General features: G+C 40.9%; 20 protein-coding genes. 8 read left to right on the top strand and 12 right to left on the bottom strand.

The window, feature by feature from the left end; translation table 11 throughout:
- Window positions 1-614 precede the first annotated feature (614 nt).
- A complete protein-coding gene (locus tag AN213_RS06735; protein ID WP_054562109.1) occupies window positions 615-1,778 on the bottom strand; it encodes a GGDEF domain-containing protein in 1,164 nt (387 codons plus the stop codon).
- 169 nt (window positions 1,779-1,947) lie between these two features.
- Window positions 1,948-2,598, bottom strand: coding sequence for a glutathione S-transferase family protein (locus AN213_RS06730; protein ID WP_055198017.1), 651 nt, complete (start codon window positions 2,596-2,598; stop codon window positions 1,948-1,950).
- A gap of 101 nt (window positions 2,599-2,699) precedes the next feature.
- Here AN213_RS06730 and AN213_RS06725 point away from each other — a divergent pair, with 101 nt between their 5' ends.
- Window positions 2,700-3,539: a LysR family transcriptional regulator gene (locus AN213_RS06725; RefSeq protein ID WP_055198014.1), complete on the top strand. Its 840-nt coding sequence runs from the start codon at window positions 2,700-2,702 to the stop codon at window positions 3,537-3,539.
- Window positions 3,540-3,552: 13 nt separating this feature from the next.
- On the opposite strand, the gene AN213_RS06720 is transcribed toward AN213_RS06725, so the two are convergent.
- Window positions 3,553-5,553: a winged helix-turn-helix domain-containing protein gene (locus AN213_RS06720; protein WP_055198012.1), complete on the bottom strand. Its 2,001-nt coding sequence runs from the start codon at window positions 5,551-5,553 to the stop codon at window positions 3,553-3,555.
- Between the two features lie 130 nt (window positions 5,554-5,683).
- On the opposite strand from AN213_RS06720, the gene AN213_RS06715 reads away from it, so the two are divergent.
- Together AN213_RS06715 and AN213_RS20365 are read left to right on the top strand one after the other, a co-directional pair.
- Window positions 5,684-7,036, top strand: a complete 1,353-nt coding sequence (locus AN213_RS06715; protein WP_236702897.1) for a hypothetical protein — start codon at window positions 5,684-5,686, stop codon at window positions 7,034-7,036.
- Window positions 7,037-7,129: 93 nt separating this feature from the next.
- A complete protein-coding gene (locus AN213_RS20365; RefSeq protein ID WP_236702896.1) occupies window positions 7,130-7,690 on the top strand; it encodes a spermidine synthase in 561 nt (186 codons plus the stop codon).
- Between the two features lie 68 nt (window positions 7,691-7,758).
- Here the strand turns inward: AN213_RS20365 and aroC are convergent, their stop codons facing one another.
- Entirely contained in the window at window positions 7,759-8,856 is a 1,098-nt protein-coding gene (gene aroC / locus AN213_RS06710) for a chorismate synthase (RefSeq protein ID WP_054562114.1), read from the bottom strand.
- Window positions 8,857-8,921: 65 nt separating this feature from the next.
- Complete coding sequence (prmB, locus tag AN213_RS06705) at window positions 8,922-9,857, bottom strand: 50S ribosomal protein L3 N(5)-glutamine methyltransferase (RefSeq protein ID WP_054562115.1); 936 nt, start codon at window positions 9,855-9,857, stop codon at window positions 8,922-8,924.
- A 101-nt stretch (window positions 9,858-9,958) separates the two neighbouring features.
- Between prmB and smrB the strand changes: the two genes are divergently transcribed.
- Complete coding sequence (gene smrB, locus AN213_RS06700) at window positions 9,959-10,516, top strand: endonuclease SmrB (RefSeq protein WP_054562116.1); 558 nt, start codon at window positions 9,959-9,961, stop codon at window positions 10,514-10,516.
- Window positions 10,517-10,540: 24 nt separating this feature from the next.
- On the top strand, window positions 10,541-11,461 hold the full coding sequence (locus AN213_RS06695) for an AEC family transporter (protein ID WP_055198010.1): 921 nt from the start codon (window positions 10,541-10,543) through the stop codon (window positions 11,459-11,461).
- Here AN213_RS06695 and AN213_RS06690 read toward each other — a convergent pair.
- The 6 genes from AN213_RS06690 to sixA form a co-directional block, all read right to left on the bottom strand.
- On the bottom strand, window positions 11,453-14,695 hold the full coding sequence (locus AN213_RS06690) for a toll/interleukin-1 receptor domain-containing protein (protein ID WP_055198008.1): 3,243 nt from the start codon (window positions 14,693-14,695) through the stop codon (window positions 11,453-11,455). The two genes, AN213_RS06695 and AN213_RS06690, sit on opposite strands and share 9 nt — an antisense overlap.
- A gap of 3 nt (window positions 14,696-14,698) precedes the next feature.
- Window positions 14,699-16,945, bottom strand: a complete 2,247-nt coding sequence (locus AN213_RS06685; RefSeq protein WP_055198006.1) for an NAD-binding protein — start codon at window positions 16,943-16,945, stop codon at window positions 14,699-14,701.
- 77 nt (window positions 16,946-17,022) lie between these two features.
- Window positions 17,023-17,757, bottom strand: a complete 735-nt coding sequence (locus AN213_RS06680) for an SDR family oxidoreductase (protein ID WP_055198005.1) — start codon at window positions 17,755-17,757, stop codon at window positions 17,023-17,025.
- A complete protein-coding gene (locus AN213_RS06675) occupies window positions 17,754-18,230 on the bottom strand; it encodes an ASCH domain-containing protein (RefSeq protein ID WP_055198003.1) in 477 nt (158 codons plus the stop codon). Before AN213_RS06675 ends, AN213_RS06680 begins: the two co-directional genes overlap by 4 nt.
- The gene (locus AN213_RS06670; RefSeq protein WP_054562122.1) at window positions 18,214-18,564 is read right to left on the bottom strand and encodes a RidA family protein; all 351 of its coding nucleotides are present in this window, start codon (window positions 18,562-18,564) and stop codon (window positions 18,214-18,216) included. Before AN213_RS06670 ends, AN213_RS06675 begins: the two co-directional genes overlap by 17 nt.
- 49 nt (window positions 18,565-18,613) lie before the next feature.
- Window positions 18,614-19,090 carry a phosphohistidine phosphatase SixA gene (gene sixA, locus AN213_RS06665; RefSeq protein WP_055020730.1) on the bottom strand — a complete coding sequence of 159 codons (477 nt, stop codon included), beginning with the start codon at window positions 19,088-19,090 and terminating at the stop codon, window positions 18,614-18,616.
- A 195-nt stretch (window positions 19,091-19,285) separates the two neighbouring features.
- On the opposite strand from sixA, the gene AN213_RS06660 reads away from it, so the two are divergent.
- Both AN213_RS06660 and AN213_RS06655 read left to right on the top strand, forming a co-directional pair.
- Complete coding sequence (locus tag AN213_RS06660) at window positions 19,286-22,006, top strand: insulinase family protein (RefSeq protein ID WP_055198001.1); 2,721 nt, start codon at window positions 19,286-19,288, stop codon at window positions 22,004-22,006.
- Between the two features lie 176 nt (window positions 22,007-22,182).
- Window positions 22,183-24,297, top strand: coding sequence for an EAL domain-containing protein (locus tag AN213_RS06655; protein WP_408002928.1), 2,115 nt, complete (start codon window positions 22,183-22,185; stop codon window positions 24,295-24,297).
- Here the strand turns inward: AN213_RS06655 and AN213_RS06650 are convergent.
- Window positions 24,294-24,488, bottom strand: coding sequence for a hypothetical protein (locus AN213_RS06650; RefSeq protein WP_055020727.1), 195 nt, complete (start codon window positions 24,486-24,488; stop codon window positions 24,294-24,296). The genes AN213_RS06655 and AN213_RS06650 overlap by 4 nt on opposite strands.
- A gap of 221 nt (window positions 24,489-24,709) precedes the next feature.
- On the opposite strand from AN213_RS06650, the gene AN213_RS06645 reads away from it, so the two are divergent.
- A complete protein-coding gene (locus tag AN213_RS06645; protein ID WP_054562127.1) occupies window positions 24,710-25,186 on the top strand; it encodes a DUF4234 domain-containing protein in 477 nt (158 codons plus the stop codon).
- The last annotated feature ends 38 nt before the right edge of the window (window positions 25,187-25,224 follow it).

The raw sequence follows: 25,224 nt of genomic DNA, 5'->3' as shown, positions 1-25,224 counted from the left end.
TTCTCTTTTACGAACGTTGAGCGACTCGTCTAAATACGTGGTTACTTGCTTACGATCGCTACCCTGCCCTGTAATTTGATACACCAGCCAATGATCGTCTTCATCAAGTTGAAACGATGAAGGAAGCTTGGCATAGCCTTTTAAATTAATAACCTGTAATAAGTCGCCATTAGCATGACCAAGAAAAAGCGAATAAAAGTCTGGATGGCGCGTTAAAATTTCGAGCAATACATGCTGTAAAATCTCTTTATTATCTTGGCTATTCGAAAATAATCGCGTGTCGTGGATCATCACGCTCAAGGTATTATCGGCACGCTCATTGATTCGGGTGATGTGATCGGCTATTTGTTGGCTAGTTTGTTTAAATTGCTCAGATTTAGTTTGCAGTATCAGCTTTTCACTAAAGTAATAATGCAAACTAATCGCCACCACGGCTGTGAGTAAGCTTGCAAGGACAAATACCAGCAGAACACTGGCCCTAATTGAAATTTTATACCCTTTATCGTGGCGTGTTAGCATTCGCGACTCCTTGCTTGCTAATCTAAGAAAATAATCTGATTAAAGATTATACCGAAATGACTATAAGGTACATGTTTTAACTCATATTAAAGCTGTTAAAGTTTAATAACTAATTGATTACGCCCAGCATCTTTAGCCTGATATAGCGCAGCATCAGCCCTTGCAATTACTAACTTTTGTTCTTCTTCTCGCATCACAGTCAAACCAAAACTTGCTCGGATCGGTAGAGATAACCCCTCAACTTGGAACATCTCAGCATTCAGCCGTGAGATCATACTATTAATAATGACAGTAGCATCTGGCACTGAACATAATGGCAACACAATAACAAACTCTTCACCACCGAAGCGATATACATCATCTGAGGTACGCAACGACTGCGTTAAAAATGCAGAAAAATATTGTAATACCACATCTCCTACCTCATGACCGTGGGTATCGTTAACACGTTTAAAATAATCAATATCTGCCAAAATGACGCACACCTGTTTTGACTCACCCTGTTGCTGCTGAGTGAGCCTTTGGTACTCTGGGTAAGCATTATCAAAAGCGCGTCTGTTTGGCAGTTGAGTGAGTGAGTCTCTAAGTGCTTGGGTTTTCATTTCGTGAGCAAGTTGCGCAAGCTGAGCATTTCTGACAAATAGCTCCCTACGGATAATATGTTCGTGAGCAGCCATGATCATGCCTGCTAAGTTAGCCGCCAGATGCGCTAAAATGACCATATAAAGAGAGTGGTTAGAAATTTCTTTATTAAAATAGATAACAGAGATAGCAAGTGCACTATATAAAGTACTTAAAAATACAGATAACTTAATTGATACTAAGGTCGAAAAGTAAAATGTAATCAAAATGATTAAATCAAAAAACATATGCAGAATGTAAAAACGTTCATAAGTAATAGCCATAAACTGCATATTCAAAAATAAGAACAGCATAAATACAGATATCACCAAACGAAATAACTGGATAGTTTTGATATAACTCAGACCAAAAGCACTAAGTACGCATACTGAAACCATAATAATTCGGCCAGTTAGAGCAATATCAGGCCAAAATGAAGCTTGAATAATCATCTTATCGAAGAAGGTTACAAGCGTGGTAACTAAAGCAATTATGCAGCAAAAAAATTGCGCTATTTTTTTATCTTGTGCAAATTTACTTTGTAAAAATATTTGCTCTACCTGCAGCGACTTAAATTGACAGGCATAGCGATCTATCGTCATATCTTGATTAAATAATTTTGCTGCAAAAGCGCCCATAAATAAATGCCTACTACGAAAGGGGGGTGTTCGATTAAAGAGCAACTACTCTAGTATAGAGTGTATATTCACTAATTAAACTAGTATTTTTGTATAAAAATACTACAAAAAACCCTAAATAAAAGTATAGTAGACAATAAATTAAATAGGAAAATATTCTAAATTTCAGTTAGTTGATTTCTTCACCCGCTTCATCACAGTCTACAATATCGGTTTCTTTAAGGGCTTCGCTGATCCAGCTTTGCATTACCGGGCAACTAAGTACGTGCTGGCAATAAGCTTGTGCAGCATGCGAAAGCTCCACCTGATACGTTTTGAAGCGCAGCACCACAGGTGCAAACATCGCATCAACAATAGAGAACTCACCAAATAACCATGCATTAGGGTAACTTTGCTGCTGAGCAGAAAATATCTCATCGATACGCGCAATGTCTTTTTTAGCTTGCTCTGATAATTCAACATGCCTGTTAGCGCGAATATTCATTGGCATTTCACTGCGAAGTGCAGCAAAACCAGAGTGCATCTCAGCCGCTAGACTGCGCGCTTTTGCTCTTTGGGCTATTTCACTAGGCCAAGCAGCACCATTTAGATAAGCATCATTGATGTATTCACAAATAGCGAGTGAATCCCACACGATTAATTCAGCATCAATAAGGGCCGGCACTTTTTGCACGGGAAACTTACTTTTTAATGCTTCATAAAACTCAGACGTATCTAAAACTAATTGCAGCTCTGTAAAAGAGATATTGAATTTACTCAGCAAATACCACGCCCGCAATGACCAAGTTGAGTAGTTTTTATTGCCAATAAATAATTGCATTGTGCTTCCTTTAACGTTTAGATTAGGCTCACTATAAAACAGCAATTGGGTAATTACTCGCCAATTGTTTTTATGCTACCTATAAGAAAAGCTGATACATTATGGATATTGATGCCCTCAGAACTTTTTGTGCCTTTGTTGATACAGGCAGCTTCACCCGCGCTGCAGCACAAATTTGCAGAACCCAATCTGCGGTAAGTATGCAAATGAAAAAGCTTGAACAAGACCTCGCAAGTCCGCTATTTGAAAAGCAAGGCCGTCAGTTGGTGCTAAGCCATCAAGGCCACCAGCTAGCAAGCTATGCAAAGCAATTGATAGCGCTTCATGATGAAGCCTTTAAGCAATTAAAAGCAGGCACTGGCAATATACGTGTGCGCATTGGTTGTCCTGATGACTATGCCCACTCTTTACTACCAGAGCTTGTTGATGCTTTACACCAACAGTTTAATGCACTGGATTTACAAATAAGCTGCGCCCCTAGTACTGAGCTTAGAGCCAAACTAGACCAAGGTATGCTCGATTTGGTGATTGCCACTCGCTCGCCAGACAGCGAAGAAGGCTACTTATTGCAATCAAGCCAAGGCGTGTGGGTGAAAAGCCCTGCTTTTGAGATTATCGATTCAACCCCACTTCCTATCGCCTTATTTCAACGAGACTGTAAGTTTCACCAAGCCAGTATTGAGGGTCTATTAAAAGCCGAGCGTCGTTTTAATATTATTGCCTGTTGTGGCTCAGCTGGAGCGTTACATGGTTTGATTAAACAGGGACTGGCAATTGGCAGTATGGCGCGAATAAGCATGCAATCGGGTGTGGAAGAGATCAGCGATACCTCACTTCCGGTACTGCCTGTCATTGATATCGTGCTGCTTTACGGTAATCATGCCCACAACCCACTAAGTCATGAGCAACTTAAGCAGCTTGTGGATTTGATTAATACGTAAAAAACATATCAAGCTAAAGAAGCTTTACTAACTTACGAGTTCTATTAGGCTCTGTAAGGTATAAAAACTCTGTTAAATCATGGGCACTGTTGATCAGCATATGTTGCTTAGGTTGAGTTAATTGCCAACTTTCTGTTGCAGCGGTTGCCAAATCAATACGTTGGAAATTAATGGTATCAGCATACTCCATAGTGACCGCTAATTGCTGGTTACTTACAGATATACCAATGATGTCATTGTTAGCAGCTTGCCAAACAGTCTCAGTATCTCCTCGGCTATTAACTCGAAACACTTCGTTGCTATTTGAAAAATAGATCTGATCTTGCTCATCTAAATCCATGCCATAGCAGCTTAAACGTTTCCCTGAGCCTGTGAAAGGTGTCAAATTTAGGCTTGTTAAATCGAATTTTGCCGGATGAAACGTCTGTCCATCCTCCGCTCGATATGAAACTAAAATCGCGTCTTGATTGTGATACATTTCTCGCAAGTAAAAAGAGTGATTTCCATGGGGAATTGTTTCATAAGTGCCACTGCTTAAATCAATTTTAAACAATGTATCTTTACTTGCGGTGTAAACCTGCCGTGCGTCTTGGCTCCAAACAATACCAAATAACTCATGGTTATCAGGGTTAGCAAAAATGCGCGTTTGCTTACCATTATCGTATAAAAATAATTGCTTTAATCCAAAACGATGAGACTCAAAAACAAATTTAGTTGAGTCTGGCGAAAACACGGGTAGAAAGTCGATCGATGAGGTATCTACGAGTTTGGTCAATTTGTCAGGGGTGGCACGTGTTTGGCTAACAATATCTACATCAACATTCACTAGCTCCATCAAAATGGCTTCAGCGTCTGGTGTGTACTGGGCATCACGAATTATTTGATAATTATTAAATGAAATTAACTGCTGCTCACCATCAAGCTCTAAATTAATAAGCTGATTTCGTTGGCTAATCAATAGTGCTTGATTATTCGGGTGCCAACTTAATCCTTGAATACCGTTTTCTATAATGGCAATAGTTTGTATTTTTTTACTGGCTAGGTCGAGTACATCAATACGGTATTTGTTTTGCCCCGCTTCAATCCCCATTGCGACTATACGGCCGTCTTTCGATAACGCATTAACAAGTAACCAATCTTGCTGTGTGGCAGCTAGTAAATGTGCCTTTTGTTTAGATTCTAAGTTAAGTGAAACGAGTCGAGTATCGTTGTGTAGTTTATCCTTTTCTATGTAATAAAGCTTATCAGCATGCCAATCGATGTGGTGACTGGTTACAACGGTGTCATCAAAAACACTCACCGTCGCTTGTTCTAATGGCTGAAATTTAGATAAATCAATGCTTATAGTGTTTAGATGTTGTTTCTGCTCTGTACTTTTCACAAACGCAATCGCATTATCGGAGGTCGACCACCCCAAAGCATAGTAGCTTGCAGCATCTTCAGTCAGCCTCACTTCTCGCTCTGTCGCAAGCTCTTTAAGCCAAATTTGCTGACTTCCTTTATCACCTCTAACAAAAGCAAGGTACTTACCACTATGTGAAAGTGACAAATTAGCTTCATTTAGTTCACTCGAAGTGAGTGGCATCAGCTGGGTAAAGTGAGCAGTATCTTGCTGTTTAGGGATTAGTTGCCACGCAGTAGCGATAAGGCTTACTAGTAAAAAAAACAGCAACCCAAGATTTTGCGCTTTTAGTTTTTTGCTCTGCCCCTGTGTTACTTTTTCAAGGCTATAACCGCGCTTAGGGTGTGTAATTATATACTGCGGATTTTTGGCATCTTCTTGGAGTGCTTTTCGTAGTAATGCGATACAACGCTGTACCGAACTTGGGTTGTAGGTAGCATTAGGCCACACATTTGCAAAGATTACTTCTTGGCTTACAACTTCACCTTTATTTAAATAAAGGGTATGTAATACATCCATGACCTTTGGCTCGACTATTTGCTCATAATCTTGCGATGAAATTAAACATCGACTCTCATCAATTGCAAATTTGCCGATTCGATAACGCGCCACTGACTTCTCCAATAAATATTTACGAATCAAAGATTAAGGTTTTCTTAAGAGAAACTCAAGCGTTACTCCATTGTCACTTTAATCTGGCTAATAGATTGTTTTTGCTATCTCAAAATAGGTAATAAAAACAATGTATAAATATTTATCAACGCTCACTATTTTCATCAGTGCTTTTTTAATTTTTCAAATTCAGCCGATGCTTTCAAAGCAACTTCTACCGCAATTTGGTGGTGGTGCCTCTATCTGGTCTGCGAGTTTAGTGTTTTATCAAGTCATGTTACTTATTGGCTATTTCTATGCGCATAACATAGGGCGCTTTCATATTAAGTTGCAGGTAGTCACCCATATAGTTTTAGTCACCTTTGCCACACTCATTGTTGTGACAGAATTTGCAGCCCCAAATCTCACAAATTGGCCACCTGCGCTTGCGGTGTTTGTTAATTTATTTATAGAAATTGGTCCAATATTTATTCTACTGAGCGCTACCAGCGTACTTTTACAAAGATGGTATGTGCAAACTGCTTCAGCACAGGTGCCTTACCATTGGTATTCCATCTCAAACTTGGGCTCTTTACTGGCGTTAATGAGCTACCCACTCGTTTATGAATTACTATTTTCTTTAGAGCAGCAAACTACATATTGGCTATTTGGACTTATCAGCTACTGCTTGTTATTAGCACTTCTAGTAATATTTTTACTCAAAAAAGCACCCGATTTATCAAAAGCATCTATTCAAACTAGGCCTTTCACGCTTTTAAAAGGTAAAGGTCAATGGCTGTTATTAAGTGCCTTAAGCTCAGCCATGTTGGTATCTACCACGCATATGATCAGCACTAATATTCCACCCATGCCATTACTTTGGTCGTTACCTCTTGTAATTTACTTGCTCACCTTTAGTTATACGTTTGCCAAAAGAGCTAATTATCAGCGTCATGTGTGGGCATATGTGTTTATATTCTCGGCTTTTGCAGGTCTGCTGATGTTTTATTTTGGCAGCTTATTCAATGCCCTAGCCCAGCTTATAATTTACAGCCTGATTCTATTAACCGCCGGTATGGTTTGTCATGGTGAGCTGAGAAACAAAGCCCCTGAAAACGAGCAATTTACCATTTTTTATTTTTATATCGCCCTTGGTGGTGTGTTAGGGTCGCTTTTCAGTACGCTCATTGCCCCATTGCTATTTGTCCAGATTGACGAGTATTTACTTACATTAGCGGTTATTTTTAGTTTTGTGTGCTACTTCCAATTAAATGCTAAAACAACGACAAAACAGCTCAAATTCACTCTCGCAACCAGCTCCATCGCTTGGTTAGCATGCTATTGCTTTTTAGCAGTAAACTTTAACCAATATAACGTTGCCACTAGCCGCAACTTTTATGGCTATTTAGCGGTAAAAGATATAAACACTCAATCAATAAAAGAAAGGCGCTTAATTGACGGCACCACGATTCATGGCTCAGAGCCACTAAATCCAAACCAATAGTTTGAGCAAAGTTATTACCATCAGCATACTGGTGTCGCTAAATCACTTGCCATACTAAAGCAACACAGCGCACTAAACATTGGCGTCATTGGTTTGGGTGCAGGCGTTTTAGCGCGGTTTGCAGACCAACAGGATAGTATTCACTTTTTTGAGTTAAACCCTGCTGTGGTCGAGATGGCAAAGCGCTATTTCTCATATTTAGAAAACAGTAAAGCCAAGCTCACAGTCAGCTTAGGGGATGGTCGTATTGCGCTAAAAAATAATGCGGACGAAGTATTTGACGTCTTGATTATTGATGCATTTTCAAGTGATGTAATTCCTGCGCATTTGCTAACCCAAGAAGCAATGTCACTTTATTGGCAAAGGCTCAATGAAAATGGCGTATTGATTGTGCATATTTCAAATAATCATATCGACTTACTGCCTGTATTACAGGCACATAGCCAACATTTTAATAAAGCAATGTTAAAGTTTAGCTATCAAGGCCATAGCCCATCAGACATAGGCTCAGACTGGGTAGTGCTAACTGATAATCAGGCTTTTTTAAATCGTGTATCTATCAGTGATTTGTCGCCCATTAAACGCTACCCATTTAGCGAACTGACCATGTGGACTGATAGCAAACACAGCCTACTTCCCTTATTAAAATTCTAACAGGCATAAAAAAGCGCGATGATAATCATCGCGCTCATTAACTGCGTTTACTTTATTTAAGACTGCGCTTAAATCGAACCTTTGATTGGTCCATGTTCGTGGCTCACATGTGGGTTTTGACCACGTTGGCGCAATAAGTGATCCATTAAAGTAATCGCCATCATCGCCTCAGCAATAGGAATTGCACGAATGCCCACACATGGGTCATGACGTCCTTTGGTGATCATCTCTACCGCTTCGTTGCTGGTATTAATGCTGTTACCCGGTATGGTAATGCTTGAGGTTGGCTTAAGTGCGATAGAGGCAATGATGTCTTGCCCTGTCGAGATACCTGCAAGTACACCACCCGCGTGATTTGATGTGAAACCATCTGGAGTTAACTCATCACGGTGCTCAGAGCCTTTTTGCTCAACCACATCAAAGCCGTCACCAATCTCAACGCCTTTTACCGCATTAATGCTCATTAATGAGTGTGCAAGCTCTGCATCTAGGCGATCAAATACTGGCTCACCAAGACCAACAGGCACATTTTTAGCAACCACTTTAACTTTAGCGCCTACCGAATCACCTTGTTTTTTTAGGTCGCGCATATATTCATCAAGCGCGCCTAATTTACTCGGATCAGGGAAGAAAAATGCATTGTTTTCTACTTCATCCCAGTTGTAATCTTCAGCTTTAATTGGCCCAAGCTGGCTCAAACATGCCCGCACTTCAATACCATGAAATTGTTTAAGGTATTTTTTTGCAATTGCACCTGCCGCTACACGAATCGCCGTTTCACGGGCAGAAGAGCGACCACCCCCTCGGTAATCACGAATACCGTATTTATGCCAATAGGTATAATCACCATGACCTGGGCGAAATACCTCGGCAATTTTGCCGTAATCTTTTGAACGTTGATCGGTGTTTTCAATCAGTAAACCAATGCTAGTACCTGTGGTTTTACCTTCGAATACACCAGAAAGAATTTTTACTTCGTCACTTTCGCGGCGCTGTGTTGTATAACGACTTTGCCCCGGCTTGCGACGGTCTAAATCAATTTGTAAATCGGCCTCGCTAATTTCAAGACCTGCTGGTGTGCCATCAACAACGCCGCCTAATGCAACGCCGTGGCTTTCACCAAAGGTGGACACTTTAAATAGTTGCCCGATGCTATTACCTGCCATTAATTTTCCTCATTCCTAATGACTACTGAGACCGAGCCCTCAGGCTCGGCTTTTAAAACCTGCTGTTAATCTTCGAAATAGTTAACAAGTTGCTGTTTGCTGATCACAAACACGCCAAGACCACCTTGTTCAAATTCAACCCACTCAAATGGTGCGCCTGGGTACAGCTCTTCCATATGTACCATAGAGTTACCAACTTCGACAAATAACAAACCGTTATCAGTTAGATGCTCTGCAGCTTCAGCTAGGATGGTGCGAGTAACATCAAGACCATCATGACCCGATGCTAAACCAAGCTCAGGCTCGTGATGGAATTCACGTGGTAAATCAGCCATATCTTCAGCATCAACATACGGTGGATTAGCTACGATCAGGTCATATTTTTGACCTGGAACACCACTAAACACATCTGACTGAATTGGCAGTACACGGTCATTTAGCATGTAATCGCTAATATTAATATCAGCAACTTCGAGTGCTTCATATGAAATATCAACCGCATCAACCTGTGCATCTTCAAATGCTTGTGCAAGTGCAATAGCGATACATGCAGAACCGGTACATAAATCAAGAATGCGCGTTACTGAGCTTGGCTCTTCTAACCAAGGCGCAAAGCGATTGTTAATTAACTCAGCAAATGGCGAACGTGGAATTAACACACGCTCATCAACATAAAACGGCATACCTGCAAACCACGCTGTGTTGGTCAGGTACGGTACTGGCGTACAATCATTAATACGCTCTGCAATTAGTTCAGCTAAACGGTTTTTCTCGGTGCTGGTTAAACGCGCATGCATTAACTCTTTTGGCGCATCTATTGGCAAACTTAATGCAGGTAATAGTAAGCTAACTGCTTCATCCCACGCATTATCTGTGCCGTGCCCAAAGAAAATACCACTGCTGGCAAATTGACTGGTTGTCCAACGTAACCAATCATGCAACGTTGAAAGTTCTGCAATTGCCTCGTCTAAAATTGCGTCTTCTATCTGGAAATGGTTCATGTATGTTCCTTAACTTTCAAAGTCTGTTCTGACGCGTATTGTACCGTCTTTTCAGTTGGTTTTTACTCGATTTTTAGCGTTTTTTTGTTTAGACTGCCGCCATGAAAAAAGATCCCCACGCCAACAACCACATTAGCACTGACGATATTGACTTATTTCGTCAGAGTATCAGTGGTGCCAAAGCATTTAAACAAGACACTATTCGATTCACCAATAAGCCTAAAGTGTCACAAGCGAAGCAATTTTCCCAGCAAAAAAAGCAACATCAGGCAGAATTTTTCTTTTCTGATGAATATGTACCAGACATCGACACTCATGGCACCGTAAGTTATGTCAAACCAGGTCACGATAGCTTTTTAGCAAAACAACTTCGCCGTGGAGATTACCCACCAGATTTAACCCTTGATTTACATGGCTTAAATAAAGAATTAGCCAAAGATGAGTTGGCAGGTTTAATTCATGAGTGTAAAAAACAGCATTACTATTGCGCTTGTGTTGTGCATGGCATTGGTGAGCGCATACTTAAACACAAGGTACCGCAATATTTAGTTCAACACCCTGATGTGATTGCTATGCACCAAGCGCCTCTTGAATTTGGTGGTAAAGGTGCAGTACTTATTTTAATTAATCTTCCACAAAGTGATGAGTTCAGACGATAACGTCTTCTTATCATAAGGCCTAAAGTGCATATTTTTTCGATTATCTTTCCACTGATTTTTATCGTGTTAAGTGGTTACATCAGCTCGCGAAGCAAGTTTTTATCGAAAGAGCATATAGCAGGTTTAAGTAAGTTTACTTTTTATATCAGTGTGCCTGCTTTTCTATTTTTAAATATGGCCCAAGCCGATTTACAAAATAGTGTGTCCATTGCGGGGTTTTTGAGCTTTTACATCCCGGTATTGGCCATTTACGCACTTGGCTATGTTCTTGACCGCTACCTTATTAGCAAGCAGTCTGCGCCGTCACGTCATGCTGTCTTTGCCCTTGGCAGTAGTTACTCAAATACGGTACTGGTAGGTTTACCTATAATTATTGCTGCACTTGGGCAACAGATGGTCGGCATTGTGTTTATGATCATCACTTTTCATAGCGCACTTTTGTTTACCCTTACCTTTTTGCTCAGTGCTAAGTCGCAGCAAACATTCTCTTGGCGAGCATTTGCTAAAAACATGCTGCTGAATCCAGTCGTGTTAAGCATCAGTACCGGCTTGGCTGTTAACTTACTTGGCTTTACACTTTTTGATAATTTAGCAAATGGCCTGAGTCTACTTGCCAAACCTGCCATTGCCTGTGCGTTGTTTGTATTAGGGGCGAACCTTGCGTTTTATAAAGTGGCCGACAACTTACAAGCCTCAATCATCGCAACCATCATCAAGCTAGTTGTATTACCGTGCGGGGTCTACTTTTTTGCAGGCAGCGTATTCAATCTAGAGCAATCATTACTGAACGTGTTAGTACTTTTAAGCGCCTCTCCTTTAGGGGTCAACGCTTATCTAATCGCCAATCAAATTAAGCAACACCAAGCGACACTGGCAAGTAGCGTCGTGCTTTCAACAGTATTGAGTGTGGTGAGCTTGAGCATCTGGTTAAGTATTTTACTTTAAACATCCTCGCACTTGTTTTTGCTGAACATTTAATGGCGAAATAAAGTTATCTTCACGCTGTTTTTGCGTTAAGCAGTTGCGTCTTTTTGGCAATGCATTTTTCGCAGCATCATTAATTTCACGACTCAATGCGGGTAAGCTAAACAACTTGCCTTGATTAGCTAATATAATTAAGCGGTCAGCATGCTCATCAAACGCTATTTTTTGCTGTTGATAATCATCAACCTGATAAAACAGCTGACCCGTGTCAAGATGATAAATACTAGGCTTGCCTTGATTAATTATTAAATATTCTGCTGATGCTGATAAGCTTAAATCCCCAGCTTCTTCAGTGGTGTTAAATCGATAAAGTTCTTGCAAGCTAACAGTGTCAACAACCACAACAGCTTTGTCTTTTAATCCAATAACCAGCTCACTCCCCTTAACAAGTAGGTCTGCAATATCAGACTGGAAGGTCAGTTGTTTTAAAACCTCACCGGTTTGCAAATCCAAGATACCCACTTTACGCTTGGCTGCTTTTATTACCAAACGGTTTGCTTGTGACACAAAGTAGGCATCAAGAACTCGGGCTATTTTAGTTGTATTAAACTGCGGCTTTTTCGCTTGTAAATCATAAAGCATCACCCCTTTTTTATTATTACCTAGCAATAAATAACGCCCATCAGCACTCAGCCTAGGCTCGGTCATTATGGTATCTTCACTAAGGGGGATTTCGGCGATGCTTTGTTCGCTCATCAAGTCAACTAAGTAAAGCGCTTTTTTGTTCCAAGAATCTTCAATAAATAAAACAAAATGCTGTGCTTCATTTAATAACACCACCGAAGACGAATCATATTTGTCACCAAACTCAATTAAGCTGTTCTTTTCTAGATCAAATACTTGGTGATTGCCATAACCACATTCCACACTTATAAAGCGTTTTGCATTGGCTACATCGGCGATATTAACACGATGTCGTTCACACAAATCTATGCGTCGAACAAGCTCACCACTCAAGCTACTAAACATATAAAGCTGGTTTTTATTATCAAGGCTCTGTGCTGTTAGAGTGTGCCCGTCAGTGCTAAATTCAGCGCCCCATAAATTAATTTTTTCGCTAAGTGCTATGCTAGGGCTATTTTTCAGTAATGACCAAATTGAAATACTTTTGTCATCACTCGAGGCGTTAACCAACTCACTGTTTGTTAAAACAAGCTTTGTGCGCTGATTAATTTTAAAGTTATTAACTTCAATACCAGTTGCGACATCCCACACACGCACATTTTTATACGCTAATGTGATCAAAAGCTTACCGTCTGGTGTAAATGCGCCATCTTCAACATTTGAAAAATGGCTAAGCTGACTACCTTGATTTGTTTTGATATTCCAAAGTGTCGGTGCCTTTTCTAAACTACGAATAAAATCAGCATTTTCGGTTGTCGATTGCACTTGGTTAACAGTGGCCATTGCATAAACGTATTCTCCATTTTTACTCATCAAGGTATGAATATGCGGAGTAACTCCTTGTTGCTCGCCACTTTCAACTGCTTCAACACGGGTACCATTTAGATCGTAAATAACTAAGCCTTGGCTATCATTGGTAAAGCCTGTTTGTCGAGCTAAGCTATTTTTAGCTGTAAAGTCATAAGCTAAATCCAATGAGCGTATTTCATTTCCATTTTGAGCGTTGAAGAGTTTAAGTGGCCCCACGAGCTCAGGAGTCGTTAAAATATAGTGACCATTTGGGCTAATTTGAATGTCTGCCAAGCCGTATTGTTGAGAATGTTTAACATCGTATAAAAGCGCATTATTAGTGACATCCCAAGCAATGAGCCGGTCAAAATGACTGCTCATATAAAGGGTTTTGTTATCAGGACTAAATACTAGGTTTTTTATCTCGGCTTTAATTTCGGTGCTTTGTTGTTTGGTTAAGGTATCACTATCCCAAACACTGACTTCGCCCTCTCGAGTCGCTATAGCAAGTTGTTTGTTATCACGGCTCAGACTAAAGCCTTGAACAAACTGTTCAGTTTTAAGCAGTTTATCTTCGTCACTGTCTGTTATTGATAAACGCTTAACTTTGCCATTTGAAAGTACAAACAGCTGTTCATTTTCAAAATATTGGTACTGTTCAATTTTTTCTTGTGCTTGATAATAAAAGTGTTTGTTATTGGCATAAATCGCCCGACGCAATTGCCCTATTCCACCGGGCATTGGACGCTCTCCGCCATATAAACCGGGTAGTGCATTGAGGCCTAATAGCAACGCAGTATCATGCTCTCCATCATCGTTAGCTTGACGGGCCCTATCAAGCAAAAAGCGACTTTGATTTAACAATGAAGCATCACGCTGCTCAGTTGCTATTTTAGTTTGCTGTTGCGCAAGCTGTTCATTTTTAATGGCTTGTTGCTGTTTAATATAAGCAAAAACACCCGCTACCACTGCAATAACAGCCAGCATAGCGACGGCGCTTAACCATTGGCGCAAACGCTTTGCCTTTTGCTTAGCAAGTTCTAATTGATAAGCTTGGTCGCGCTTAGTTAATGCCCCAAGTGGCACACCTAAAATGCCTGCGATAATTTTTAACAGCATCAATTTTTGTTGAGCTTGGTATTGCTCAACATATCGAGCTAAATCTTGGCTTGAAAATTCAGTGCGCGATTTTAAATACTGTTTATATGCTTCAATTGAGGTCCAGCCTTGTTCAAGCTTGCCATCATGATTAACCCGAAAATCAGCCGCTAGAGGCTCAGCTAATTGTGTTGTTGGGTTGCCCTGTGCGTCGTAAGCATATTGTAAGGGCTTTGGAAAACATTCATCCTCTGGCGCAACCCCTTGCGATTGCTTTGTTTTATCCCAGCTTGCATTTGGTTCCCCGTCGATCATCGCGGCAATAATTTGATCGCTTCGGCCTAACTTTTTGAAGTAATCGATTTCATCTGCAACATAAGTAGATGCCACTGCGTTAGGTGAACATAACACAATAAGCAGTTGAGTATTATCTAGTGCACGTGTAATTGCATTGCCAAGATCAGCATCGGCTGGGAGCTCTTCTTCATCGCGAAAAATGGGGAAAATACGCTCAGGGATCAACTCGCCACGGGCGTTTTTTTGACCCACTAAATCTTTTGGGATTTCATAGGTTTCGATTGCTTGATGCAACCAGGTTGCCCACTGCCGTCCAGTTTGCTTATTATCAGCGTGACGATATGAAATAAACGCCAAGTATTGATGCTTAACTAACTTCTCACTCATTAGCTAATCTCTCTTAAAGTCTACAATACGCACTTCACCATTAGCGCGCTGACTAGTAAACGGGGAACGGCACTTAAACTGTTCTGGCACACCATGCTGCCACCAGTTTACAACATCAGCTGTACCGCCAATTCCTCTACTAGGTTGAGAATCCCAGACAGCTATCAGCTCGTCGGCCATAGCAACCAAGTGCGCTGCTAAAGAGGCATATTGCAAAGCACGAGACTCATTAGCTGTATCTTCCATCTCGGCTAAACTTCGATAAACAGGGGGAATTTCTGCAAACCACTGTGCTTTGGCGAGCAACTGTTCAAACTCACTATCTTGTTTACTAAAATCCAATTTATACAGTTCGTAAGGCATGGGCAGTAGAGCAATAAAACTAGCGTCTAAACGGGTTAGCGCTCGCTCTATCACTAATCTATCAGCTCCTTCAGCAAGACCAGAAACAAACTGAAAATGACAATTTGGATGAGCCTGCTTAAGCGCATCTAACTGCTGATCAATATCTCGAACCAAAGTGTCATGTTGCTGGCTTTCAAGGTTTGTGAAGCGATGGCCTGTGACTGCCACGGTGACCACTTTTTCAATGCCAAAAGGTTGCGTTGTATCTTTTGCCAGTAACAGTAAATCGTTAACAGCTGCGGCAAAAAAATCACTATTACCTTGCTGCTGTTGTTGTGTTAAATCATGCCAAGGTTTTATCAGTGTATGTCGTTTTGCAATATTTGAGCGAGTACTAGAAAACTGCCAGCCATCAATTTTACGCTCAGCGCACCAGCGAGCATGTTCCATCGACGACATCATATTGAGCTCGTTATCTGATAATTCAATGCTGTTTGAGTGGCTGCTAAAACGTGCATTTACCATCGCCAGTTTTTCACGCCAACTCAGCGCAAAAGCTCTATTGGCTTCCTTTAAACTATAAGGTAGGTCTTGCCATGAAGTAACATTATCTTGATTTGCTTGATAGCTTTGTTCGTGAGCTCGCTTAGCTAACACTGAGCCACGAGGCTGAGTCACTGCGCTAATATTGATATCTTTACTGTTATCATTAAAAGCCACCAAGTTATCAGGTATTTGCCTTGTTTTAGCTTGTTGTTGTTCACTAAATTCGGTGTAGCTAGTCGCGTAGTAAATGGGTGCCATAAATAAGCATTCAACTAGCATCTTATTGCGAAGTGTCAAAGCGATTGAGAAACAGTTTAATTGCTGTGTATCGAAAATATAAATTTGCGTTGCATTAGAAATGATATCGAGCAGCAATTTATTATCTGCGAGTAACTCATGAACTTGCTTATTAATAACGTTAAGCTCAGCGGCAGCGTCAATAGCTGTAAGCTCTGCACTCAACTCTGCGTTAGATTCGGTAGTGATTAAAGTAATTTTTACCGGCTTTAAACTACTGTAGATAGCACTTTTCGCATAAGTTCTTGCTAAATCTAACGCCGCGTCATTACTACCAAAAATAACCAAATGAACTTGGTCTTTTCCTTGAATATTAAGCAGTGGTAACGGCGAATGCTTGGCAAAAAGCTGCTCTGCTAGTAACTGGCTTTTACGCCAAAAGCGTAGTTCGGTGCTGGTATTTTCAATAAATCGAGGGAGTTGTTTAAGTTGATCCGCTAATACCCGACTATGCAGATGTACAAAAACGGGCGCTTTCAAGTTGGGTAAGTTAGTAAGTACTTGCTGAGCAATAGTAATGTTATGGCTATCATCGCCACAACAGAAAAATACCGCCTCAGCATGCTGTAAGTGAAGCTTATCAGCAACTGATTGATTAATATCACCAACATGCACAATCGCACCTTTTTGTTTCAGTAAGGCAATATGACTATTTTCAGGGTTACTTTCGATTGCTATAACTGATTTATTCGCAGCCAATGCAGATAGAGCAATGGCAGAACCTTTATTTCCCAAACCCACAACAAGCTGAAAGTCAGAGCGAGGCCTCAGTAAATATACAATGAGCTGCTTTGCACCATCAAAAATTAGATAAAAGAAAATTAATGCTGTCGTTAAGGGGGCTGCAAATCGAGCAAATTCAATGAAAGGGTTCATTTGATTGGTTTTATAAAGCTCTTGTGTCCAATCACCACTAAAAGCAAACAGGCCCGCAATTGCATATATATTGTTAGCTAAAGGTTCACTCCAGCGTGTTGTTTGCGATACACCAAACAGCCCCACCAACATAATGAACATAAATAAGCCGAACAGAAATAAAGTCGATTTCTTTTGTGAATCCATGGGCTACCTTGGGTTATTTTTATGGTTTATATTAGGAAATAATAACCCCTCAAAGCAGTTACCACCAGCAAGGCTTACTAAAGCCCACCCGATACGTCTATAAAACTGCCCGTTGTGAATGAGGCTTGCTCACTTGCCAAAAAGTAAATCGCTGAGGCAACCTCGTCAGCTTCACCACCTCGCCCTAGCGGTAACTTAGATTTTAACCTATCAACTCGGTTTGCTTCACCGCCATCACGGTGCATATCGGTATAAATAAGGCCTGGCCTTACCGCGTTTACCCGAATACCTTTACTCGCAACTTCTTTGGCAAGGCCAATCGTGAAAGTATCAAGCGCTCCTTTAGATGCAGCATAATCTAAATATTCATTTGGCGAGCCTGTTCGCGACGCACCCGATGAAACATTGACAATACTGCCTTTGTCCATACGCTTTATTGCTTCTCGCGCGCACAAAAATGCCCCTGTAACATTACAACTTAAAATAGCGTTGATACGCTTAGCATCCATCTCTAATAACGGCATTTGCGGCATCATCATCGCTGCGTTATTAACTAACACATCTAACCGCGAAACCTGAGCATCTAATTTGGCGAACATGGCGAGTACTTGCTGCTCATCGGCAATATCGGCTTGCAACAAATAAGCATTCACGCCAAGCGCATTTATCTCATCAGCGACCTGCTCTGCACTTGCGTGATCTGACTTATAATTAATACACACATCATAGCCATGTTTAGCAAATAGTTTTGCTGTTGCTGCACCTATACCGCGGCCGCCTCCGGTAATAAGAACCACAGGATTCGTGCTCATTCTGACTCCTTGAAAACTAACTTAAACTGCTCACACACCAACGGCATCTCAGGGTGACATTGATACTCTGTGTCCGCGAGCTCTCGCTGATAATAATCCCAATGCACACGCTGCCAGTACTCAAGACTCTTGTCGCCCTCGCCTTCTAATGCGGCGTAATCGGCGCTTATTTGATTATATGGGGTAATAGTTACAGAGACGGTTTCAATTATGCCGAGTGGCTGTCCCTGCCAATTGGTAAAAATGGCTAAATCACCAACTTCAGGAAGGGCTTCATTATGGGCTTTAAACCAATAAAGTGAAGGGGTTGTTGCTTGTTTTACGCCATTTAAAACCAGCAATGCGCAGTCATTGGCATCTTGCTCATTGTCGCAAAAATGCCAATGTGGCAGTTCAATCAGTTCGCGCCCTGATTGCTCATTAAAGCGAGCAATCATCTGCGCGATACGCTGCTCGTTACTTAACGGCTGCAACGACAGAAATCTCAACTAATAATGCATCGCGCGCCATTTTTGCCTCAACACAAGCGCGAGCTGGTGCATGACCCTGTGGCACCCATGCATCCCAAACAGCGTTCATTTGTGCAAAGTATTCCATGCTCTTCAGGTAAATTGTGGCACTTAGCATGTGCTCTTTGCTACTACCTGCTTCAATAAGTAGCGCTTCGACCTTATCTAGCATGGTTTGAGTTTGTTCGGTGATATCTTTTTCGGCATCAGCACAAACTTGGCCGCATAGGTATACTGTGCCGTTATGCTTAACGATGCGGCTCATACGCGCACCGGTTTGTAAACGTTCGATTGTCATAGTAAGAACTTAAAAAATTAACAGTGGCGCTAATTTAGCAAATCCACTGTTAGATTTCGACGTTATTTGGCGAGTGAATACTGAGGTACTGACTGCGCTGTTTGTGTTCATCATATTCGATAACAGCAACCGCCCCTGTATTGAAGATTGGCATATGACCAGGGCTTAACTGATCAACTAAGTAGCTAACAATTGGCATATGGGCAACGACCAACCAGGTATTGCAGTCTGGATGCATAGCAATCAAGGTTTCTAGGTAATCAGCAGCAATTTGCGGTACACCATCGGGGGTAATATCACTGCAGGTTTCGTTAAATTGTAACGAAATATGTTGCGTCGCATCCATAGCAGTTTGTTGTGCGCGAATGTAAGGACTTACCAACAGAGCATCAGGTTTATGGTGTGTTGCTAACCACTGCCCCATTCGACTGGCTTCTTGGTGACCCGTCTCGGTCAGTTGTCTTGCTGCATCATCTGCTTGCATTGGCGTAGCTTCGCCATGGCGCATGATTAAGATTGTTTTCATAAAAAATCAACCGATTAAAGAATATAAAACAGTAGCCAGTTTGCTTGATTGTTCGCTATATTAGAATATCATCACTAGATACATTAAACATCCGCTTATGATATTCAGGTAGATTTTCGTAGCTCTGTCTTTTTTAGCTTTCCTGAAAATATCATCTGTTGTTAGGACATTAACGCACTCTTTCAGGAGCATCTTTTGAATATCAGCCGCAATGATAACAGAACATATCAACCCCTAACACTGGACAATGGTCTAAAAGTACTTTTAGTGCAAGACTTAGAGTCAACAAAATCAGCGGCTTCAATGGCTATTAACGCAGGCCATTTCGATGACCCCCTTGATAGGCAAGGTCTCGCGCACTTTTTAGAGCATATGCTTTTTTTAGGCACTGACCTGTACCCAGAATCGGGCGGGTTTTCTAATTTTGTATCGCAATCTGGTGGCAACACCAATGCCTGGACTGGCACTGAGCACACTTGCTACTTCTTTGATATTAATAACCAACAGTTTGCTGAGGCACTAGCACAATTCAGTCGTTTTTTTATTGCCCCACTCTTAAATCCTAAAGAGACAACTAAAGAACGTAATGCTATAGACGCAGAATTTAAACTAAAAATAAAAGATGACGGCCGCCGTATTTATCAGGCTCATAAAGAAACGGTTAACCCAGCGCACCCTTTTGCAAAGTTTTCGGTCGGTAACCAGCAAACCCTCGCGGATCGTGAGGGCTGTATCAGTGATGAGCTACGTGCTTTTTTCGATAGCCACTATCAGGCTCAGTGGATGACACTGGTGATATGTAGCAATGAAGATATTGCGACCATGACCACCTGGGTAAAACGGTTATTTAGCGAAATTAAAGGTCAGCCAAAAAGTAAAGAGATCATAGAGCAGCCACTTTACCGTAAACAAGACTTAGGTAAGGTGTTACACATTGAGCCACATAAACATATGCAAAAGCTCATTATTAGCTTTGCGATGCCAAATATAGATGACTTTTATCGTCACAAAACCGTTAGTTTTATTGCCCACTTACTCGGCTACGAAGGCAAAGGGTCGCTGTACTCTATTCTAAAAGAGCAAGGCTGGATCAATGCCCTTTCAGCGGGTGGTGGCATTAATGGCAGTAATTTCAAAGATTTTAACATCAGTATGGCGTTAACTGATGAAGGTATTGAATACTATGAAGATATCGTTGAAATGGTGTTTGAGTATATCTGCTTAATTAACCAAAACTGCGATAAATTGCCGCGTCTTTATCAAGACAAAAAGAACCTCTTGCAAATTGCCTTTGATAACCAAGAAAAAGCGCGCTTAATTGATTGGGTAAGTAACTTAAGCATTAATATGCAGCATTACGATGAAGCCAACTATGTGCAAGGCGATTATTTAATGGAAGGCTTTAACCGTTGTGCCCATGAAATTGCTATGCAATGGCTAACACCTGATAACATGCGCTTAGTACTCATTCATCCAGGTGTTGAGCCTGAGCACACCACTGCTTGGTACAACACCCCATATAAAGTAGAAGACATCTCAGCAAGTTGGTTAGAAGCGCTTAGTGAAATAAACACGCCATTACCACAGATGTGCTTACCAAGTGCTAACCCATACCTCACAAAAGATGTTGAACTATTACCATTAGACGAGCCAAATAAATCACCTGAGCTTTTAGTCACACGAGACGGCTTTGATTTTTGGTTTAAACAAGACGCAACTTTCAGAGTAGCTAAAGGGCATTTTTACTTAGCAATGGACTCAACCTTTGCAATTAAAGATGTTAAACACATGGCCCTTACCCGCTTATTTGCAGACCTGTTTATGGACAGTGTTGCTGAGCAATTTTATCCAGCAGAATTGGCTGGTCTTAGTTATCACTTAACCTCTCACCAAGGTGGCTTAACCCTACATACTGCGGGTCTTTCATCGAGTCAGTTAGAGCTGGTTAATGAGTTACTTGAAGCACTCTTTAATGTTGAAATCTGCGCAAAACGCTTTGCTGAATATAAAAAGCAGCTCGTTAGACACTGGCGAAACAGCAATCAAAACAAACCTGTTAGTGAGCTATTTAGTATTTTGGGTGCGCAAATCATGCCATGGAACCCAGAGCCTAATGCCTTAGCACAAGCTTTAAAGGATACTAGCTTCCATCAATTTAATTGCTTTAGAAATGAGTTTTTTAAAGCCTTGCACGTTGAGTCTTTTTTACATGGTAACTGGCAACGTAGTGATGCGCTTAAGTTCCAAAAGCAAGTGACTAAACACCTAGCTGACAGCACCACAATTATTGATTTAACGCGACCACTTAACGATATAACCGAAGTAGATCAACAGCGCTTCACGTTAAATTGTAGCGATCATGCGATGGTGCTGTACTATCAAGCACAAACGGATGACACTACCGAAAAGGTGCAAATGATGGTACTTAATCATTTAATAAACCAAGATTATTTTAATGAGTTAAGAACCAAGCAACAGCTCGGCTACTTAGTTGGTGCGGGCTATGCTCCTTTTAATACCCGTGCTGGTATTGCTTTTTACGTGCAGTCACCTATGCATAGTGCTGATGAGATACTTCAGCGTCACCAGCAATTTATTAATAATTATGTGGCACAAGTAAACAACATTTCTGAGCAGCAATGGCTCGATACCAAAGCAGGTCTTGTTACACACATTGCTGAAAAAGATAAAAATTTGCGCTTACGCTCACAGCGCCTATGGTTAGCTATTGGTAATCGCGATACTGAATTTAATATGCAACAACAGCTTTTAGAGGCACTTGATAAGTTAAGCCTTACTCAAATGCAGCAGTATATTACCGAAACGTTCAGTGAAAACAGGCCAAGAATAGAACTTTTAAGTGAGCCAAAGGCTAAAAAACAGCCAAAAGCAAGCCTTTCTTCGCATTCTCTTTGACTCGAACGCGAGCTTAGATTAGATTAATTGGTGCGAATTACGGTAATGCATTAATGATAAAAATAATAAAAATGATTTCTGCTTTTTTAACAATAAGTATGGCTGGGATTTTTTCAGCATCCGCCAGCCCCATAGAGCTTGAACAGAGCACATTGCTGCTTATTCCAAGTGCTATTATGATGCTGTTATTGCCGTACCTATTATTTATAATTTTCAAATTAAAGCGCTCTCGAAAACAACTGCGTATTTCAGAACATCGCTTAAAAAGTACCGTAGAAGGCAGTGGCGATACCCTCTGGGATTGGAATATTAAAACCGGAGAAGTGCTGCGAATTAACGATAAATACACCTCAGATACAAACAGTAGCAGCGGCTTTCCCCCTAACCGCGAATTGATTCACCCACACGACTTACAACACGTTGAAACAGCACTAAAAAAACACTTTGCCGAACACACCGCCTTTTTTGAAGCAAGTTACCGGATTAAAGACAGCCTCGGTCGTTGGCATTGGGTACTAGATCGCGGCAAAATCATCGAAAAAGACGCAAACCTCAACCCTTTGCGTATGACAGGCACTGTAAGAGATATTTCTCAGCTTAAATCAACAGAAGCCCGTTTAAACCTATTCGCTAAATGCGTTGAGTCGCTAACTGACGCCATCGCCATTTTCGATAAAAACTTTAAGCTGGTTGACTTAAACCCAAGCTTCTTAACGCTATTTGGTGGTACCCGAGAGCAATATTTAAAGAAAGATTTTACCTTAAATGGCTATGACCAAAGCTATGTGGATGAAATTAAAGCCACCGTAAAAGCCACAGAGCATTGGCAGCAAGAGGTTAAACTTCGCAATGCGAAAAGGCAGCTGTTACCGATTGAAATTTCAATTGATGAAATCAAAAATGAGCATAACCAAATATGTAACTATGTCGTTGTTTTTTCTGATCAAACTGAGCGTAAAAAAGCCGAATCACAATTACATAACTTATCGAACCGAGACCGCACAACGGGCTTACCTAACCGAAACTTATTTTTCACCAACCTGAAAAAGCTCGCTAAGCAAGATAACCATCACGCTTTATTAGTGTTTGACCTAGATAACTTTAAAAAAATTAACGACTCTCTGGGTCACCAACTTGGGGATAGCTTGCTATCTAAGCTTGCGATGCGCTTGAATAAGTTAACCCGTGAAAAAGATGTGTTTTATCGCCTGGGCGGTGATGAGTTTGCACTGGTCATGTCGGGTACCAACGATATTCATACCATTACTCGCATGGCAAAACTCTTTTTAGCCGCCATTGCCACACCTTTTAATATGGCGGGTCACGAACTAGTGATCACCTCAAGTGTCGGTATCGTGCTGTTCCCTGAAGATGGCAATACCCCAGAACTATTACTTAAAAATGCGGATACAGCCATGTATCACGCTAAGAAAAAAGGCAATAGCTATCTGTTCTTCAACGACACTATGAACCGTGAAGCAGTTAAACGCTTACAAATCGAAAACTTAATGCGTTACGGCTTAAAAGAAGATCACTTTGAAGTGTATTACCAACCGAAAATGAATATTCGTACAGGTAAACTCGATGGTATGGAAGCTCTTGTGCGCTTTATTACCCCGAAAAAAGGTGTGATCAGCCCAGGAGTGTTTATTCCTATCGCTGAAGAAACTGGGCAAATTATCGAAATTGGTGAAGTTGTTTTAAATAAAGCATGCCGCGATGTAAAAGCATGGATAGATCAAGGCTTATTCAACGGTCGTGTTGCTGTGAACTTATCGGCTAAGCAGTTTAGCTTACCTGATTTAACCACTCGTATTGATGTGATTTTGCAAAAGAATGAATTGCCCTCTTACTTCCTTGAACTGGAGATCACCGAAGGTACGGTTATGGACGACCCTAACGAAGCAATTGCAGTAATGCGTTCACTCAGTGCTCGGGGTATTCACCTTGCGATGGATGACTTTGGCACGGGTTACTCATCTTTAGCCTATCTTAAACAGTTCCCGCTTAATACCTTGAAAGTTGATAAAGCCTTTATTGACGACATGCAATCAGAGCGTGGCCGCAATATGGTTGACTCAATTGTGACTATTGCCCATAACCTTGATTTGCATGTGGTTGCAGAAGGGGTTGAACAAGCCGAACAGGTTGTGATGTTAGAGCAGTTAAAGTGCCAGACGGTTCAAGGCTACTACTACTCTAAGCCACTGTCTCAGCCTGAATTTACCGCCTTCCTACAAAAACAACTCGATAAATCTGCGCCGAGCCTGTTAAAAACAGCAAAAGTTTAAGGGCGCCAGCCACAAGATTGGCGGCCAACATGGCGCACAAATGCGCGGCGATAATGCACGTTAAATAAACACCAAGCGATAGGCCCAAGCATTCCACCTAGCAGCATCCAACGCTTTACCGGCATCCCTTTAGACAAAGACTCTAAATACATCACCAAAATAAATACACAGCTCAAAAATACAAATAACACACAGCACCTCATTAAAATCTGCGGCAGTGTACATAAATTCAGCAACCTTTAAAACTTCACTCATGCTATACCCTCTATAAGGCTTATTTATACTGACCTTTATGGTAGTTAACCTTACTTTCTAGGCTGTTGAAATGATGTACAAAAACCAGCCTCACTGCTATTATCGGTACGTGCAATTTGCACAAAGGAATATACAAAAATAATTATGAGGAATCGTTATGTCTGAAGAATCAGCTAACATCTATGAAGCGCCAGAAGCTGAGCTTACACAGCAAAATACCAGCGGTAATAAACCTATTTTAAACTTTGACCGCTTTTCTGCTTGGGGCGTGTTCTTTTTATGTCTTTTCACATTTGGTATCTACGCCGTATACTGGCTAGTAAGCCGAACCAATAAAGCCAATGCATTAGCAAAAAACCAGGTAAGCCAAGGCTTAGTTTATGGCTATGTTGCTTTGTACATTGTGAATATTGCGTTGTCTTTTACAGGAGTTTCACCTGAAATTGGTGGTATTGTGTCACTGATTTCGTTTGTTGTTGCCATTGTATTAATTTTCTCTCTTCGTACATCGATTAAAGAGTTGATTAATGAAGGCAGTAATGAACCAGTTCATTTAGGTGGTATTTTAACGTTTTTCTTTAACGTTATTTATTTCCAATACAAAATTAACGAAGCTATTGATAATCAAAAATAATCGTTTCGTTATTTAATAAAAAAGGCATTGAATTCAAT

The sequence above is a fragment of the Pseudoalteromonas sp. P1-8 genome (assembly GCF_001399985.1).
Lineage (GTDB): Bacteria > Pseudomonadota > Gammaproteobacteria > Enterobacterales > Alteromonadaceae > Pseudoalteromonas.
This window is presented reverse-complemented; position numbering and strand designations above follow the sequence as displayed.

Excerpts from the sequence above, each read along its gene's own strand:
- AN213_RS06735 (WP_054562109.1), bottom strand. The coding sequence starts at position 1,778 with ATGGGCGCTTTTGCAGCAAAATTATTTAATCAAGATATGACGATAGAT.
- AN213_RS06730 (WP_055198017.1), bottom strand. The coding sequence starts at position 2,598 with ATGCAATTATTTATTGGCAATAAAAACTACTCAACTTGGTCATTGCGG.
- AN213_RS06725 (WP_055198014.1), top strand. The coding sequence starts at position 2,700 with ATGGATATTGATGCCCTCAGAACTTTTTGTGCCTTTGTTGATACAGGC.
- AN213_RS06715 (WP_236702897.1), top strand. The coding sequence starts at position 5,684 with ATGTATAAATATTTATCAACGCTCACTATTTTCATCAGTGCTTTTTTA.
- aroC (WP_054562114.1), bottom strand. The coding sequence starts at position 8,856 with ATGGCAGGTAATAGCATCGGGCAACTATTTAAAGTGTCCACCTTTGGT.
- prmB (WP_054562115.1), bottom strand. The coding sequence starts at position 9,857 with ATGAACCATTTCCAGATAGAAGACGCAATTTTAGACGAGGCAATTGCA.
- smrB (WP_054562116.1), top strand. The coding sequence starts at position 9,959 with ATGAAAAAAGATCCCCACGCCAACAACCACATTAGCACTGACGATATT.
- AN213_RS06690 (WP_055198008.1), bottom strand. The coding sequence starts at position 14,695 with ATGAGTGAGAAGTTAGTTAAGCATCAATACTTGGCGTTTATTTCATAT.
- AN213_RS06685 (WP_055198006.1), bottom strand. The coding sequence starts at position 16,945 with ATGGATTCACAAAAGAAATCGACTTTATTTCTGTTCGGCTTATTTATG.
- AN213_RS06680 (WP_055198005.1), bottom strand. The coding sequence starts at position 17,757 with ATGAGCACGAATCCTGTGGTTCTTATTACCGGAGGCGGCCGCGGTATA.
- AN213_RS06670 (WP_054562122.1), bottom strand. The coding sequence starts at position 18,564 with ATGACAATCGAACGTTTACAAACCGGTGCGCGTATGAGCCGCATCGTT.
- sixA (WP_055020730.1), bottom strand. The coding sequence starts at position 19,090 with ATGAAAACAATCTTAATCATGCGCCATGGCGAAGCTACGCCAATGCAA.
- AN213_RS06655 (WP_408002928.1), top strand. The coding sequence starts at position 22,183 with ATGATGCTGTTATTGCCGTACCTATTATTTATAATTTTCAAATTAAAG.
- AN213_RS06645 (WP_054562127.1), top strand. The coding sequence starts at position 24,710 with ATGTCTGAAGAATCAGCTAACATCTATGAAGCGCCAGAAGCTGAGCTT.